Consider the following 14,445-nt stretch of genomic DNA (forward strand, 5'->3'; position numbering starts at 1 on the left):
ATGTCAAGAAAAAGTGGGTAAAAATGAAAAATTTAGAGCTTAAAGTAATTCTAGGTGCAGTTGATAAACTCACAGCCCCTTTAAAAGGTGTGCAAAAACAAATGGATAATTTGCAATCTAAAGTAAAAGGTGCGACCAATGAACTCAATAAACTAAAACAACAAAATAAAACCGCTGATTCATTTAAAAATTTGCAAAACTCACTGCAGCAAAATAATCAGAAATTAGTTGAAGCACGAGAAAAAGCAAAAAAATTAGCCGAACAACTACGCAATACTGCCGCACCGACAGCCGCACTTAAACGCCAAGTCACAGAAGCACATAAAGCAGCGCATAAAATGGCACAAGCACAAGAAAATCAGCGTAAACAATTAAATAAACTCCGCCAAGAATTAAAACTTGGTGGCTTTAACACATCAAAATTTAAGGAAAGTCAGGAAAAACTGAAACAACAGCTTAGTCAATCCACAGCCGCCATTGAAAAACAAAATGCAGCCATGAAAAAACTGCAACAGCGACAAGCAAGAAACCTAGCTTATCGAAATAGCGTAGATAATTTAAAAACGAAAAGTGAGCAATTAAAGGGATTTGGGCAATCTGCCATGATCGCAGGAACAGCAGGCAATGCGCTCACTGGTATAATGCTTAAACCTGCATTAGATTTTGAACAAGATTTTTCTAAGGTGCAAGCTTTAACTGGGTTAAATAAAACTGATCCAAAACAAGCGGAACAACTTGCACGGCTGCGCCAACAAGGGATTCATCTCGGTGCAACAACATCCTTTACATCAGGAGAAGTCGCACAAGGTCAAGGTTATTTGGCAATGGCGGGATTCAATGCAGACCAAATCGAAAAATCAATGCCTGCTATTTTAGCAATGACAAAAGCCGCAGGCATCGAAATGGGGCGAGTTTCAGATATTTCATCAGATATTTCTTCTGGTTTTAAAATTTCCGCTGACGAAATGGGGCGTGTAGCAGATGTGCTTACTGCAACATTTAGTGGTTCCAACACGACTTTAGAAGGTTTAGGCGACACAATGAAATATTTAGGTCCGATTGCCACGGCAACAGGTCAAGATTTTGAAACGATGTCAGCAATGGTAGGGTTGTTAGGTAATGTTGGGATAAAAGGCACTCAAGCGGGGACATCATTACGTTCTGCCATGCTCAGACTTTCCGCTCCACCTAAAGCGGCAGCAAAAGCATTGAAAAAATTAGGCGTATCCGCAAAAGATAGTCGTGGCAATATGCGTGCGCTTACCGACATTTTAGTTGATGTAGAAAAGAAAACTGCCAAAATGGGATCTGGCGACAAAATGGCTTATTACAAGGACATTTTCGGTACAGAAGCTGCGACAGCTATGGTTGAATTAGTTGGACAAGCGGGCGTCCACGGCATTCAAGAAATGACGGAAAAATTAAAAAATTCCGCAGGTCGTGCAGAGCAAGTCGCGCAAGTTATGTCGGATAACTTAATGGGGGATATAAAAAATCTAGAGTCTGCGCGTGAAGCCGTAGGCATTGCGATCTATGATACTATTTCAGATGATATTCGAAGCGCAATACAGTCGGTAACCGAAATAGTGCGAAAAGTGAATGAATGGATAAAAGCGAATCCTGAACTTACTCGACAAATTGTTAAATGGAGTGTATCAATTGCAGGAGGTATTACAGCATTAGGGGCATTAAGTATGGCATTTAGTTTTCTGTTTTATCCTGTTGCACGCATTTTATTAAGTGTCGGGCGTTTTACAGGCATTAATCATTTATTAAGTCAATCATTAAAAAAAGTCTCTGTTGAAAGTTTAAAGGCAAATAAACATTTATTTTCTTATAAAACCACCCTCAATTCAGCTAAAACTGGAACTATCATGTTTTATGGCGGATTGAAAAAAATGCCGAGTGTCTTTGTTAAACTCATTAAAAAGATGAGACACCTCTCATTTTGGCTAAATGGACTAAAAACAATACTTCGTATTGCTTTTGCACCTATTAGAATGCTCTTTATGGGATTAACGTCAATCATAGGTTTTCTCCTTTCTCCAATAGGTTTACTCGCTGCTACATTTGTCGCGGCAGGTGTGATGATTTATCGATATTGGGATAAAGTGCGGTCATTTTTCGGCGGATTTTGGGAGGGCTTAAAATCAGGTCTCGCCCCTGTCCTTGAAAAATTCCAACCACTAGGTACTGCATTTGGTGTGGTCGTTGGATGGATTGAAAAAGCGGTGAAATGGTTTACTGATTTATTGTCTCCGGTACAAAGCACCAAAGAAGATTTAGATGCTGCAGCCAGTGCAGGTAAAAAATTTGGCGAATGGATAGCAGCAGGTATAGATTTAGCTCTCAAACCTTTGGAGCTATTACAAAATGCCATTCAATGGGTAATAGATCATATGCCGAGTGTCAGTAGTATCGCTAATACACTTATACCCAAAAAACATGCAGAGCAACTCAGCGAAACAGCTAAAATGGCAGCAAATACAGGCTTTTCCAATGGCGGCTACACTGGCAATGGTGGCAAATATGAACCCATGGGCATTGTCCACGGCGGCGAATACGTGATGACCAAAGAAGCCACATCTCGACTTGGCATAAATACGCTCAACGCCCTTAATTACGGCAAACGAGCGCTTATTGCGGGCGGTTTAGGTATCAGCGTTGCAACTGCCGCCCCTGTGCAAGTTGATACTCGTGCGCCCATTTCTGCTCGTCCGATGATGACGCAATCCAGTCAGCCCATGAGCGTAAATATCACTATCCATGCCGCACAAGATATGGACGAACGAGCCATTGCACAACAAGTGGCAAAAGAAATACAACGCATCGAAAACCAACGCCAAGCAAGAGCAAGAAGTTTAATGTGGGACAGAGCATAATCAAAGGGCGAAAGCCCTTTTTTGTTGTTTATTGTAAACAGAAGTGCTAGGATCGGCGAAAAATAGGAGGGTATCAATGAACAACAATGCACCTTTTATTCGTGAAATTATTGACCGCACATCGCCAATAAAAGGCGAACCTGTGAAGGGTAACAATGCCAAAGAAATTAAGGCAAATGTTCAAACCATTTTAAAAGCGCAACTTAGAGCCACACAATTAAATGCTAGAACGCAAACATATTAAATTTGTCGAAATCCATCATCTTTTTACGCAAATCAGTCTTGCATTGGGATTTACAGAACAAGATATTGATAAACATTCGACTAATCTCGCTGAATTAATCGCATTATGGCAGCAACAAGAATTTGTTGAAGTGTATGTTGAAAATAAAGACCGTCTATTCGGACGTGCAAAAGACAGCAGTTTAGTCTATGGCGCATCGCCTTATTATATTGGTTTATATCACGCTCGATTAAGTTATGAAGAAAACGATCCTCTTGTGGTGCTGACATTTAATTATGAAGATAACCCAGAGCAAACCACAGTATCGGTTCGTTTTATGGTTGATCACGATACCTTATTCGGGACAAAAGAAGAAAAATTCATTCAACAACGAATGAAAGATATTCGTAAACGTATTGATGATTTTATTCAATTAGGCAATAAAAAATAAAAGGGCGAAAGCCCTTTTTTGTTACCTATTATTCCACACTCGCCCCCACTCGCCACACCACACAATATTGCCAACAATAAGGCATTTTCTTTAACTGTGAATGCCTATGTCTGCTGAATTACAACGAAAACTAGATAACATTACCCGCTTTGGGGTAATCGCTGAAGTCAATCACGCCACCGCACGTGCTCGTGTAAAGAGCGGTGACATTCTGACAGAGTTTTTACCATTTATTACATTTCGAGCGGGTACAACCAAAACATGGTCGCCGCCGACGGTGGGCGAACAATGTGTGATGTTATCAGTTAGTGGCGAATTTACTACTGCCTGCATATTAGTCGGGCTTTACACACAAAACAGCCCAAGCCAATCGCCCGACGAACACGTCATTGAATTTGCTGACGGTGCCAAAATTACCTACAACCAAGCAAGTGGCGCATTGGTTGTAACAGGTATCAAAATAGCCAGTATTACTGCCGCTAATCAAATTGATATTGACTGCCCCACTATCAATATCAAAGGCGATGTAAATATTGACGGTTCTTTATCAACCACAGGCACAAGCACCACAAAAGGCAATATCAGCACACAAGGCAGTGTGACCGCAAGTGGCGATATTAAAGGCGGAGAGATTAGTTTACAAAACCACGTTCACGTTGAACAAGGCGATGGCCAACGAACCTCTAACGCAAAGGCATAGTATGAACCGATACACTGGCGAAATATTAAAAAACGAAAGCGACCACATTAAACAATCTATTGCCGATATTTTGCTAACACCAGTTGGCTCACGTATTCAGCGGCGTGAATATGGCAGTTTAATTCCAATGCTAATAGACCGCCCAATTAGCCACACATTGTTATTACAACTGGCAGCTTGCGCCGTCACCGCAATTAATCGTTGGGAACCACGTGTACAGATCACACAATTTAAACCAGAGTTGGTTGAAGGTGGCATTGTGGCAAGTTATGTCGCACGCAGTCGTAAAGATAACCAAGAAATGCACAACGAAAAACTATTTTTAGGACATAAACAATGAGCGAATTAGTCGATTTATCAAAACTAGATGCACCAAAAGTGCTAGAAGATTTAGATTTTGAAAGTTTGCTCGCAGACAGAAAAGCGGGATTTATCGCGCTTTTTCCACAAGATGAAAGGGCATTTTGGCAAGCACGATTAAGTTTAGAAAGTGAACCTATCACGAAATTATTACAAGAAGTGGTTTACTTACAGTTAATGGAAAGACACCGCATCAACAATGCGGCAAAAGCCACAATGTTAGCCTATGCAAGCGGTTCAGATTTAGATGTGATTGCTGCCAATTACAATGTAAAAAGACAAGTCATTCAAGAGGCGAATAATAATGTTACGCCTAAAATCCCCGAAATTTTAGAAGATGACACCTCATTGAGATTGCGTACGCAATTAGCCTTTGAGGGGCTTTCTGTGGCTGGACCTCGTTCTGCTTATATCTTCCACGCACTCTCTGCACATCCTGATGTTGCAGATGTGTCGGTGGTTTCCCCTCAGCCTGCTAATGTTACCGTGACAATTTTAAGTCGCAATGGACAAGGCGAGGCAGAGGAAAGTCTTTTAAATGTGGTTCGAGCAAAACTTAACGATGATGACATCCGCCCTATTGGCGACCGCGTTATTGTCCAAAGTGCGGTGATCCAATCCTACGAAATCCGTGCCAAATTACATCTATATCGTGGCCCAGAATACGAGCCAATCAAAGCGGCTGCATTAAAAAAATTGACCGCTTACACCAAAGAAAAACACCGTTTAGGGCGAGACATTAGCCTATCGGGTATTTATGCCGCCTTACATTTAGAAGGGGTACAACGAGTAGAGCTTATCTCGCCTACCGCCGACATTGTGTTACCAAGCTCAAAATCAGCCTACTGCACGGCAATTAATTTGGAGATCGTGACAAGTGATGATTACTAAGCATTTACTGCCGATAGGTTCAACCCCATTAGAAAAACGTGCGGCTGAAATTCTAAAAAGTGCGGTAGAAAATCCTATTATTATTGCAGATTTAATCAATCCTGAACGTTGTCCCACTGAATTACTGCCTTATTTAGCTTGGGCGTTTTCGGTGGATAAATGGGATGAAAACTGGACAGAAGAAGTTAAACGCATTGCAATTAAACAATCTTATTTTGTACACAAACACAAAGGCACGATTGGCGCAGTCAAACGTGTGGTTGAGCCAATAGGCTATCTTATTGAACTGAAAGAATGGTTTCAAACCAACCCACAAGGCACGCCAGGAACATTTAGCTTAACCGTAGAAGTGTCTGAAAGTGGTTTAAATGAACAAACCTATAACGAACTCGTGCGACTTATTAACGATGTTAAACCCGTCTCAAGACATCTCAATCAGCTCGCTATCGCCCTCTCCCCAACAGGGTCACTTAGTGCCTTTGTTGGTCAGCAATGGGGCGAAATCATCACGGTATATCCACAATAGGAATATTTATGGCATCACAATATTTTGCAATCTTAACCGACTACGGAACACGGGCTTTTGCTCAGGCATTAAGCCAAGGGCAGCCATTACAACTTACTCAATTTGCTGTGGGCGATGGCAATGGACAAGCGGTTACACCAACAGCAAGTGCCACAGCACTTGTGCATCAAACGCACATCGCACCTGTAAGTGCAGTTTCTCTGGATCCTCGCAATAATAAACAAGTCATCGTTGAATTAACCATTCCAGAAAATATCGGCGGTTTTTACATAAGAGAAATGGGCGTATTTGACGCACAAAACAAACTCATTGCCTACGCAAACTGCCCTGAAAGTTTTAAACCTGCAGAAAATAGTGGCAGTGGTAAAGTCCAAGTACTACGGATGATTTTAAAAGTAGAATCCTCTAGTGCAGTGACATTATCTATTGATAACAGTGTGATTTTTGTGACTCGCCAACAAATGACACCGAAAGCCATTACTGCCACAACGCAAAATGGATTTGATGAAAGTGGTCATACCCACGAAATCGCTAAATCCAGCATCACGCAACAAGGTATCGTCCAACTTACCAACGACACGGGGCTTGAAAGTGAATCTCTTGCACTCACTGCAAAAGCAGGGAAAAAACTTGCTCAACAAACTGCACAATTACAGTTAAATGTCTCGCAAAATTACATCCACAACAGCAAAAAATCCTCTGCAGTAAATAGCAATAGTGCAGACACAGTTGCAACCAGTGCAGCCGTGAAAACCTCCTATGACAAAGCAGTAGAAGCCAAAACTACCGCAGATGGAAAGGTTGGTTTAAATGGTAACGAAAGCATTAACGGCGAGAAAACCTTTGAAAATCGTATTGTGGCAAAAAGGAATATCCGTATTTCAGACAACCCGCATTATGCTTCATATGGAGACCATTTAAATATCGGGGCAAACAATGGCGATTGCTGGTTCGAATATAAATCGAGCAACCGAGAGATTGGCACGCTTCGTATGCACGCTAACGGCGATTTAACCTACAAACGTAATAAAATCTACCATGAGGGGGCAAAACCGCAATTTAATACGGATATTGAAGACAAGCCTGATACACTTGCAGGCTATGGTATTGGGAATTTTAAAGTAGAACAAGGGCAAGGCGATGCCAATGGCTATAAAACCGATGGCAATTATTACTTAGCAAGTGGTCAGAATCTACCCGAAAATGGGGAATGGCATATTGAAGTAGTTAGCGGTGGAGCAACAAATGCGGTGCGTCAAATTGCACGTAAAGCGAATGACAACAAAATCAAAACACGCTTTTTTAATGGCTCAAATTGGTCAGAATGGAAAGATGCAGGCGGCGACGGCGTGCCTATTGGTGCTGTGGTGTCATTCCCTCGCGCAGTAACTAATCCCGTTGGTTTTTTACGTGCTGATGGTTCAACATTCAGCCAACAAACCTTTCCCGATTTATACCGCACTTTGGGAAACCACAACCAACTCCCAGATTTAACCCATAGCGATGTGGGGATGACGGCTTATTTTGCCGTGGATAATATCCCAGCAGGCTGGATTGCCTTTGATGAGATTGCCACCCAAGTTACCGAACAACGTTACCCCGAGTTATATCGTCACTTAGTTGGTAAATATGGCTCCATTGAACGCGTGCCTAAAGTAGCAGATAGATTTTTGCGTAATGCGGGGAATAGCTTGTCTGTGGGACAAACGCAAGAAGATGAGTTAAAACGACATGTGCATAGAGTACCGATAGACTACGATTCTTGGTTTGATCACTCAAGTCAAAGACGGAATAATTCGTATTTTGACTATACAACATTTGCTCAGTCTTCAGATTTGTGGAGCACCCTTGGTTATGACAATGCAGATGGCGATAATGGTTTTGTGTCCCCAAAAGACACCTCTCAAATGGCAACAGGTGGCGATGAAACTCGCCCTAAATCATTAATCCTCAAATTATGCATCAAAGCCCTTAATAGTTTTGATGATGTGGTCTTTTGGATTAAATCCCACGGCGAGGTAACTAATGCTGGTGCGCTTGATGCAGGGCGATTAGCGCAAGGATTACAAAATAAAGCAGAGCGTAATCATACCCATACCGTGAGCCAGATTACCGATTTTAATCAGTCAGTAAGAGAAATCGTTACACAATCCATTACTCAAGGTTTTACTCAAAATCTAGCCGAAACGGGGTGGTGTAAATTGCCAAATGGAATGATTTTACAATGGGGTAGGGTAAGAAATGAAGTGGTAACTTATTTCCCTATAGCCTTTCCGGTTCGGTGTTGTGCAGTAACGCTAGGGCAAATAATGAATGTGTATTCTTACGATGCTGCTCTATATTTCTACAATAAAACAAATTTTAAAGCCTACATCCAAAGGGGAGAGGCTGTCTATATGGCAATTGGTTATTAATGGATGTGGAGAATTTTTACAAAGCCATCGTAGCTATTGTAGGGTGGGCGTAAGCCCACGTATGATAAGCACGATTACAACTGAGAAGAATATTGACGCAAAACTTCATTGATACGCGTTTGCCACCCCTTACCTGTGGCACGAAATTTCTCGACCACATCGGCAGACAAGCGAATAGTGACGATTTGTTTAGGAATTTTTCGTGTGTTTTGTTTTTGCATCACGCCTTTTTCTTCCAATTGTTCCTGATGGGAAAAAAGCATTTGAGCCAAATCAGTAGGCAGAGCTTCAGCAACTGGCTGTGCAAGCACAAAATCTTCAGTAGTAAGTTCTCTCACTTCGCCGTTAGCATTGGTTAAGGATTGACGTTTCATATTTTTTAACCTCTCTTTTATTCGCTTTGCGGAAACTAATAACACGGATGCCGTCTTTTATTGGGGTAAAACAGACAATGTACAAACGCTGAGTATCGCCTAAATAACCTGCTGCGACATAACGTGGCTCAGGGTAATCAAAGCGAACATCAGGCACAATAACAGCCGTTGTCCAACGCATTTGTTCAACTAATTCAAAGGGTAAATTTCGATCTTCAATATTACGTTGGTTTTTATTAGGGTCAAATTCAATTTTCATTGCGATTTATGATGTATTTTGTAAATACATTATAGACAGCAAGAAAGAAAATGTAAATACAAAAAAAGGAAAAACAATGACAATCTACTACAAAAACGGTTTTTTTGATGACACTGACGGCGGTTTTGTGCCTGAAAGTGCGGTGGAAATTAGCCAAGAAACCTACCTTGAGCTGCTTAACGGACAAGCCCAAGGCAAGCAAATCATCGCAGATAAAACGGGCAATCCTATATTAATTGACCCACAACCTAGCGCAGCACACGAGTTAAACCTTGACACACTCACATGGGAAATTTCAACCGAAAAACAAACCGCACTTTTTACACAACAAAAAGAAAGCTTACTCAATAAATTAGCGGACAAAGCCGACCAACTTAAAAATGGATTACTGGCAGGCTATCCACAGACGGAAATTGAAAGTTTTTACCGGCAAGAAAAAGAAGCGTTAGCGTGGCAGGCGGATAATTCAACAGAAACCCCAATGCTCACACAAATCGCCCAAAATCGTGGTGTACCGTTTGAAATATTAGTAGAAAAAGTGATTGAAAAATCCGCTCAGTTTGCCGTCGTGATTGGCATCATTATAGGGCAACGACAAGCCTTTGAAGACCGCTTACTGGCGTTAAAAACCCCCGAAGAATTAACCGCACTTGAACAGGAGATTGAACAATGGCAATTAAACACAAATTAACACGCTATGGCTATCACGTGATTATCGCTATAGACCAACTGTTTAACGCCTTAACGGGCGGAGCAGCAGATGAAACTCTCTCCAGCCGTACTTACCGAGGGGCAATATTAGCCGAGAAGCCAAAAAAACGCTGGCGAGTGTTATATCGTTTAATCAACGGCATTTTCTTTGACCGCAATCACTGCAAAACAGCTTATGAAAGTGAGGTTTCAGGCAAACAGCATGATGCACGATTTAATAAGTTATCAAAAATACAGTAACTGTTTTTAAAATCAAAATGGCGGGTAATTCTGCCGTTGTTTATTTTCTCCAATACACCGTGATCTTTGTTAGTTTAAATACCACAACGCCAGTCGCTACCACTGGCTTTTAAATCCTTACAAAATAGCCCTATCTCTCAACAACAGGGCTAAAATTATGACTGATGAATATCTCCATGGGGTCAAGGTGACGGAAATTTCCGAAGCCTTGCGAACACTCACTACATCATCCACTGCAGTTATCGGTTTAGTGGCAACCGCACCAGATGCAGATGAATCGGTTTTCCCGCTTAACAAACCCACTCTTTTAACTGGCATCACCGCTGAAATGCAAGCCAAAGCAGGGAAAAAAGGCACGCTATCTCGTGCGTTAGATGGCATTGCGGATATTGTGAATTGTAAAGTTGTCGTCATTCGTGTGGAAGAAAACGAAGATGAAAGCACCATGAAAGCCAATGTAATCGGCTCAGTCGATAACGAAGGCAATTACACTGGCTTAAAAGCGTTCTTAGTATCTGCTGCAGTTTGTGGTGTCAAACCACGTATTTTCTGTGTGCCAAAATACGATAGCCAAGACGTAACCACTGAATTGTTAAGCGTAGCGAAAAAACTCAATGGCTTTGTGTATGCCTCTTGTGGCACAGCAAAAACCAAAGAAGAGGCAGTGACATACGGTCGCAATTTCTCACAACGTGAATTAATGCTGATTTTCGGTGATTTCTTGTCGTTTAACCCAAACACCAAACAAACCGAAGTGGATTATGCCGTTGTTCGTGCTGCCGCAATGCGTGCATATCAAGATAAAGAATACGGCTGGCATACCTCCATTTCAAACAAAGGTTTAACTGGCGTGACTGGTGTCACTAAGCCGCTTTCTTTCGATATTAACGACAGTGCAACCGACGTGAACTATCTCAACGAACAAGGCATTACTTGTTGTGTAAACCACAATGGCTTTAAGTTCTGGGGATTACGCACTCGTTCGGCAGATAAATTATTTATCTACGAAAACTACACTCGCACGGCACAAGTGTTGAAAGACACCATTGCACAATCCTTTGACTGGGCGATGGATAAAGACATTTCCGTGAATCTTGTGAAAGAAATCGTGGAAGCGATCAATGCAAAATGGCGTGAATATGTGGCGCAAGGTTATTTAATCGGTGGGAAAGCATTTATCAATGCCAACTTAAACACTGCCGCAACCTTGAAAGATGCAAAATTGCTTGTGTCTTATGATTACTGCCCTGTTCCACCGTTAGAACAACTTGGTTTCAACCAATACATTAGCGATGAATACCTTGTGGAATTTGCCGCAAACATTGCAAAAGTAGGAGCGTAAAAAATGGCATTACCTCGTAAACTCAAATTAATGAATTTTTTGGCTGACGGTAATTCTTACCGTGGTCAAGTTACCGAAATTACCCAACCTAAATTAGCCATTAAACTGGAAGAATACCGTGCAGGCGGTATGTTTGGCGCAGTAAAAGTGAACCTTGGAGTGGAAGCTCTTGAAGCACAATTCAAGATGGGCGGTTATATGACCGAACTTATCAAAGAATTTGGTGGAAAAATTGACGGCACAGCATTACGTTTTGCGGGTGCCTATCAACAAGACGACACCGAAGAAGTGGTTTCAATCGAACTGGTTATGCGTGGTCGTTTCAGCGAGATTGACAACGGCACAAGCAAATCGGGCGATGACACCGAACAAAACTACACCGTGCCATTAACCTACTACAAAATCATCGAAAACGGCAAAGACCTCGTGGAAATTGACTTAATCAATTCCGTTTTCATTGTCGGTGGCGTTGATCGTTTAGCTGAACATCGTTCTGCAATCGGCATTTAATTCACACACCTTGCCCCGAAAGGGGCTTTTATTAAATCCCATTCTTTATTTAAAGGAAACATAAAATGAAAACAGAAAACACCAAAATCATTAGCCTAACCAACCCTATTACTCGTGGCGAAAACCAAATCACAGAAATCACTGTCAATAAACCGACTGTGCCTGCATTAAAAGGCTTAAAAATGTTTGATGTGTTGCAAATGGATGTGGACGCATTACAAGTGTTATTACCACGCGTGACATCGCCAGTACTGCACAAAGCAGACTTTGCCACAATGGAAGTCGCGGATTTTACCGAGCTTGCTGCGGCGGCTGTCGGTTTTTTAGGGAAGAACTCGGAAGTGGAAACCGAAGCGACCGAGTAATGATTGCCGCAACAGTGGAAGATGCCATGGCAGACATTGCCATCATCTTTCACTGGCAACCACAAGCCTTTGAGCAAATGACATTTTCCGAATTAATGCAATGGCGAGAAAAAGCGAGGGAGAGGAATGAAATGGCTGAAGAATAGAAAAGCAAAATGCCCCGAAAGGGGCATTTGATTAAGCACGTTTATCATTTCTTACTGCATAGCTTAGCGCAAGATAGATGCCAAATATAATCGCGGCAAGAGCCCAAAGTCCGATAGTGAGTGCCATTTTAATCCTCCTTAGATGATGAAAGAAATAGCTTATGCTTACGAATTAATTTGCCACCAAGCAGTGCAAAATAAGCCATAAACAATAACGCAACGGAACTGGCAATTTTAAAATAAGTGTTATTTTGCCCAAATGCTACCACAGGCACAGCCAAAATCGCAACTTTTGCCATATCTTCCAAGATTTTAGCCCATGCCTCCAAGGTTTCAACTTCAATAGGGCGTTTTAATAAATTTAGCATCATTCTCTCCTTTGCTTCATATAAAAACAGTATAAAGGAAAAAATAAAATGTTCCAAAACTTCGCACTTGCCACATTGGGTATGTTTGTTTTTACTCGGCAAACCGTGCCTTTTCAAAGTTTAGACCGCACATCAAATTGGCGGCATCCAACCAATGCCATTGTCGGGGCAATGCCAAAATCACAGTTCACTGGCAAAGAAAGCGAAACCGTCACGATAAGTGGCAGATTAATCCCAGAAATCACTGGCGGCAGATTTTCTATTAAAGCCCTTGAATTAATGGCAGACAGTGGCGGTGCATTTCCGCTAATTGACGGTGCAACCTTTGAAATTATCGGTTTTTTTGTGATCGAAAGCGTACAAGAAACCCGAACAGAATTTTTTAGCGATGGTGCACCTCGTGCGATTGATTTCAGTATGAGCCTAAAACGCACCGATGACCCCATGTTAATCGCCATTGCAGAGAGTTTAATGAGTAGCCTTTAATGTTTGATTTAAATCTTAATGACAATCATCGCACGCCCGCTTTTAAAGTATTTATTACTAGCAAAGACAAAAAACAGCAAGACATCACACAAGTGATATCGAACCGTTTAATTAGTTTGTCTTTAACAGATAATCGAGGCTTAGAGGCGGATACACTCGACCTAGAATTATCCGACCATGACGGTAAACTCGCCTTACCGCCACGCAATGCCACAATCCAAGTTGCGCTAGGTTGGAAAGGCAAACCACTGATTGACAAAGGGCAATATTCAGTGGATGAAGTGCAATTTTCAGGCGGCGCAGGGTCGGCAGACCGATTAACTATCAGAGCAAGAGCGGCTGATTTAAAAGGCTCATTTTCCGAACAAAAAGAGCGCTCATTTGATAAAAAAACGTTGGGCGAAATTATTGACACTATCGCCAAAGAGAACCAACTCAAAAGCCAGTGCGAGAAAAAACTGGCTAACACCTTTATTGCGCACATCGACCAAACCAACGAAAGCGACATTAATCTATTAAGCCGTCTAGCAGAAGAACACGGGGCGATGTGCACTGTTAAAAACGGCACGCTATTATTTATGCCGCTAGGACAAGGCAAAACCGCCACAGGCAAGCCGATCCCACTGCGTAAAATCACTCGCAAAAGTGGCGACAACTACAATTTTTCCATAGCAGAAAGTGAAAACTATAAAGCCGTGCGGGCGTATTGGCATGATACGGCCACAGGCAAACGTGGCGAAATTATCGTAGATAAAAATACTAGGATTGTGAAAAAACAGCGTATGACGAAAGGTAGAACGCTAGCAGATGGTACAGTAAAGGGCAGACGATTAACGAAAATAAAATATAACACCATTGAACAAAAAGCCCCTGTGGAAAGTGACAATGATAAAATTAAAAACCTTCGTGTTACTTATCCTTCAGAAGCGAGAGCTATCACTGTCGCCAAATCCGCCTTTGACAAACTCAAACGAGGCGTAGCAACATTTAGCCTAAATCTTGCCTTTGGCGAACCCGATTTAATCCCCGAAACGCCCATTGAACTTTCAGGCTTTAAAGCCGAAATTGACGCAACCAACTGGCTTATCACTAGAGTAACGCACAATCTTTCAGACGCTGGCTTTACCAGTCAAATTGAATGCGAACTGAAAGTGGAAGAAGATGAAGTGGAAGTAAAAAAAGAGAAAAAATAAAAGT

Annotated in this window: 19 protein-coding genes; 16 read left to right on the plus strand and 3 right to left on the minus strand. The window is 41.8% G+C overall.

Going from position 1 to position 14,445, the window contains the following annotated elements; genetic code table 11:
• Window positions 1-23 precede the first annotated feature (23 nt).
• The 8 genes from K6J66_RS06365 (at window position 24) to K6J66_RS06400 (ending at window position 8,447) form a co-directional block, all read left to right on the plus strand.
• Window positions 24-2,882: a phage tail tape measure protein gene (locus tag K6J66_RS06365; RefSeq protein WP_110442655.1), complete on the plus strand. Its 2,859-nt coding sequence runs from the start codon at window positions 24-26 to the stop codon at window positions 2,880-2,882.
• 76 nt (window positions 2,883-2,958) lie between these two features.
• The gene (locus tag K6J66_RS06370; protein ID WP_181144384.1) at window positions 2,959-3,126 is read left to right on the plus strand and encodes a hypothetical protein; all 168 of its coding nucleotides are present in this window, start codon (window positions 2,959-2,961) and stop codon (window positions 3,124-3,126) included.
• Window positions 3,104-3,556, plus strand: coding sequence for a hypothetical protein (locus tag K6J66_RS06375; protein WP_110442656.1), 453 nt, complete (start codon window positions 3,104-3,106; stop codon window positions 3,554-3,556). The genes K6J66_RS06370 and K6J66_RS06375 overlap by 23 nt, the downstream gene beginning before the upstream one ends.
• Before the next feature lie 100 nt (window positions 3,557-3,656).
• On the plus strand, window positions 3,657-4,256 hold the full coding sequence (locus K6J66_RS06380; protein WP_110442657.1) for a phage baseplate assembly protein V: 600 nt from the start codon (window positions 3,657-3,659) through the stop codon (window positions 4,254-4,256).
• A 1-nt stretch (window position 4,257) separates the two neighbouring features.
• On the plus strand, window positions 4,258-4,596 hold the full coding sequence (locus tag K6J66_RS06385) for a GPW/gp25 family protein (protein WP_105875362.1): 339 nt from the start codon (window positions 4,258-4,260) through the stop codon (window positions 4,594-4,596).
• Window positions 4,593-5,507: a baseplate assembly protein gene (locus K6J66_RS06390; protein ID WP_110442658.1), complete on the plus strand. Its 915-nt coding sequence runs from the start codon at window positions 4,593-4,595 to the stop codon at window positions 5,505-5,507. Before K6J66_RS06385 ends, K6J66_RS06390 begins: the two co-directional genes overlap by 4 nt.
• Window positions 5,497-6,033, plus strand: coding sequence for a phage tail protein I (locus tag K6J66_RS06395; protein WP_110442659.1), 537 nt, complete (start codon window positions 5,497-5,499; stop codon window positions 6,031-6,033). Before K6J66_RS06390 ends, K6J66_RS06395 begins: the two co-directional genes overlap by 11 nt.
• 8 nt (window positions 6,034-6,041) lie before the next feature.
• Window positions 6,042-8,447, plus strand: coding sequence for a phage tail-collar fiber domain-containing protein (locus tag K6J66_RS06400; protein WP_110442660.1), 2,406 nt, complete (start codon window positions 6,042-6,044; stop codon window positions 8,445-8,447).
• 74 nt (window positions 8,448-8,521) lie between these two features.
• Here K6J66_RS06400 and K6J66_RS06405 read toward each other — a convergent pair whose 3' ends face one another.
• Entirely contained in the window at window positions 8,522-8,821 is a 300-nt protein-coding gene (locus K6J66_RS06405; protein ID WP_110442661.1) for a BrnA antitoxin family protein, read from the minus strand.
• Window positions 8,793-9,080, minus strand: coding sequence for a BrnT family toxin (locus K6J66_RS06410; RefSeq protein ID WP_110442662.1), 288 nt, complete (start codon window positions 9,078-9,080; stop codon window positions 8,793-8,795). The genes K6J66_RS06405 and K6J66_RS06410 overlap by 29 nt, the downstream gene beginning before the upstream one ends.
• 76 nt (window positions 9,081-9,156) lie before the next feature.
• Here K6J66_RS06410 and K6J66_RS06415 point away from each other — a divergent pair, with 76 nt between their 5' ends.
• From K6J66_RS06415 to K6J66_RS06440, 6 genes are all read left to right on the plus strand, one after another.
• Window positions 9,157-9,771, plus strand: coding sequence for a hypothetical protein (locus K6J66_RS06415; RefSeq protein WP_110442663.1), 615 nt, complete (start codon window positions 9,157-9,159; stop codon window positions 9,769-9,771).
• A complete protein-coding gene (locus K6J66_RS06420; RefSeq protein ID WP_110442664.1) occupies window positions 9,750-10,031 on the plus strand; it encodes a DNA helicase UvrD in 282 nt (93 codons plus the stop codon). Before K6J66_RS06415 ends, K6J66_RS06420 begins: the two co-directional genes overlap by 22 nt.
• Window positions 10,032-10,188: 157 nt before the next feature.
• Complete coding sequence (locus tag K6J66_RS06425) at window positions 10,189-11,373, plus strand: phage tail sheath subtilisin-like domain-containing protein (RefSeq protein WP_105891789.1); 1,185 nt, start codon at window positions 10,189-10,191, stop codon at window positions 11,371-11,373.
• A 3-nt stretch (window positions 11,374-11,376) separates the two neighbouring features.
• Window positions 11,377-11,883, plus strand: coding sequence for a phage major tail tube protein (locus K6J66_RS06430; protein WP_110442665.1), 507 nt, complete (start codon window positions 11,377-11,379; stop codon window positions 11,881-11,883).
• A gap of 65 nt (window positions 11,884-11,948) precedes the next feature.
• Window positions 11,949-12,248 carry a phage tail assembly protein gene (locus K6J66_RS06435; RefSeq protein ID WP_005672596.1) on the plus strand — a complete coding sequence of 100 codons (300 nt, stop codon included), beginning with the start codon at window positions 11,949-11,951 and terminating at the stop codon, window positions 12,246-12,248.
• The gene (locus tag K6J66_RS06440) at window positions 12,248-12,394 is read left to right on the plus strand and encodes a GpE family phage tail protein (RefSeq protein WP_105898768.1); all 147 of its coding nucleotides are present in this window, start codon (window positions 12,248-12,250) and stop codon (window positions 12,392-12,394) included. The genes K6J66_RS06435 and K6J66_RS06440 overlap by 1 nt, the downstream gene beginning before the upstream one ends.
• Window positions 12,395-12,522: 128 nt before the next feature.
• Here K6J66_RS06440 and K6J66_RS06445 read toward each other — a convergent pair whose 3' ends face one another.
• Window positions 12,523-12,765, minus strand: a complete 243-nt coding sequence (locus K6J66_RS06445; protein WP_246587781.1) for a hypothetical protein — start codon at window positions 12,763-12,765, stop codon at window positions 12,523-12,525.
• A gap of 45 nt (window positions 12,766-12,810) precedes the next feature.
• Here K6J66_RS06445 and K6J66_RS06450 point away from each other — a divergent pair, with 45 nt between their 5' ends.
• Window positions 12,811-13,248 (plus strand): phage tail protein, encoded by a 438-nt coding sequence (locus tag K6J66_RS06450; protein WP_110442666.1) that lies wholly within the window; start codon window positions 12,811-12,813, stop codon window positions 13,246-13,248.
• Window positions 13,248-14,441: a phage late control D family protein gene (locus K6J66_RS06455; RefSeq protein ID WP_110442667.1), complete on the plus strand. Its 1,194-nt coding sequence runs from the start codon at window positions 13,248-13,250 to the stop codon at window positions 14,439-14,441. Before K6J66_RS06450 ends, K6J66_RS06455 begins: the two co-directional genes overlap by 1 nt.
• Window positions 14,442-14,445 lie beyond the last annotated feature (4 nt).

It is taken from the genome of Haemophilus influenzae (genome assembly GCF_019703545.1).
Taxonomy (GTDB): Bacteria; Pseudomonadota; Gammaproteobacteria; order Enterobacterales; family Pasteurellaceae; genus Haemophilus; species Haemophilus influenzae_E.

What these genes read in the sequence shown, in the direction of transcription:
- K6J66_RS06365 (WP_110442655.1), top strand. Translation starts at nt 24, where the DNA reads ATGAAAAATTTAGAGCTTAAAGTAATTCTAGGTGCAGTTGATAAACTC.
- K6J66_RS06420 (WP_110442664.1), top strand. Translation starts at nt 9,750, where the DNA reads ATGGCAATTAAACACAAATTAACACGCTATGGCTATCACGTGATTATC.
- K6J66_RS06405 (WP_110442661.1), bottom strand. Translation starts at nt 8,821, where the DNA reads ATGAAACGTCAATCCTTAACCAATGCTAACGGCGAAGTGAGAGAACTT.
- K6J66_RS06430 (WP_110442665.1), top strand. Translation starts at nt 11,377, where the DNA reads ATGGCATTACCTCGTAAACTCAAATTAATGAATTTTTTGGCTGACGGT.
- K6J66_RS06425 (WP_105891789.1), top strand. Translation starts at nt 10,189, where the DNA reads ATGACTGATGAATATCTCCATGGGGTCAAGGTGACGGAAATTTCCGAA.
- K6J66_RS06375 (WP_110442656.1), top strand. Translation starts at nt 3,104, where the DNA reads ATGCTAGAACGCAAACATATTAAATTTGTCGAAATCCATCATCTTTTT.
- K6J66_RS06455 (WP_110442667.1), top strand. Translation starts at nt 13,248, where the DNA reads ATGTTTGATTTAAATCTTAATGACAATCATCGCACGCCCGCTTTTAAA.
- K6J66_RS06450 (WP_110442666.1), top strand. Translation starts at nt 12,811, where the DNA reads ATGTTCCAAAACTTCGCACTTGCCACATTGGGTATGTTTGTTTTTACT.
- K6J66_RS06400 (WP_110442660.1), top strand. Translation starts at nt 6,042, where the DNA reads ATGGCATCACAATATTTTGCAATCTTAACCGACTACGGAACACGGGCT.
- K6J66_RS06415 (WP_110442663.1), top strand. Translation starts at nt 9,157, where the DNA reads ATGACAATCTACTACAAAAACGGTTTTTTTGATGACACTGACGGCGGT.
- K6J66_RS06380 (WP_110442657.1), top strand. Translation starts at nt 3,657, where the DNA reads ATGCCTATGTCTGCTGAATTACAACGAAAACTAGATAACATTACCCGC.
- K6J66_RS06440 (WP_105898768.1), top strand. Translation starts at nt 12,248, where the DNA reads ATGATTGCCGCAACAGTGGAAGATGCCATGGCAGACATTGCCATCATC.
- K6J66_RS06390 (WP_110442658.1), top strand. Translation starts at nt 4,593, where the DNA reads ATGAGCGAATTAGTCGATTTATCAAAACTAGATGCACCAAAAGTGCTA.
- K6J66_RS06435 (WP_005672596.1), top strand. Translation starts at nt 11,949, where the DNA reads ATGAAAACAGAAAACACCAAAATCATTAGCCTAACCAACCCTATTACT.
- K6J66_RS06370 (WP_181144384.1), top strand. Translation starts at nt 2,959, where the DNA reads ATGAACAACAATGCACCTTTTATTCGTGAAATTATTGACCGCACATCG.
- K6J66_RS06410 (WP_110442662.1), bottom strand. Translation starts at nt 9,080, where the DNA reads ATGAAAATTGAATTTGACCCTAATAAAAACCAACGTAATATTGAAGAT.
- K6J66_RS06445 (WP_246587781.1), bottom strand. Translation starts at nt 12,765, where the DNA reads ATGATGCTAAATTTATTAAAACGCCCTATTGAAGTTGAAACCTTGGAG.
- K6J66_RS06395 (WP_110442659.1), top strand. Translation starts at nt 5,497, where the DNA reads ATGATTACTAAGCATTTACTGCCGATAGGTTCAACCCCATTAGAAAAA.
- K6J66_RS06385 (WP_105875362.1), top strand. Translation starts at nt 4,258, where the DNA reads ATGAACCGATACACTGGCGAAATATTAAAAAACGAAAGCGACCACATT.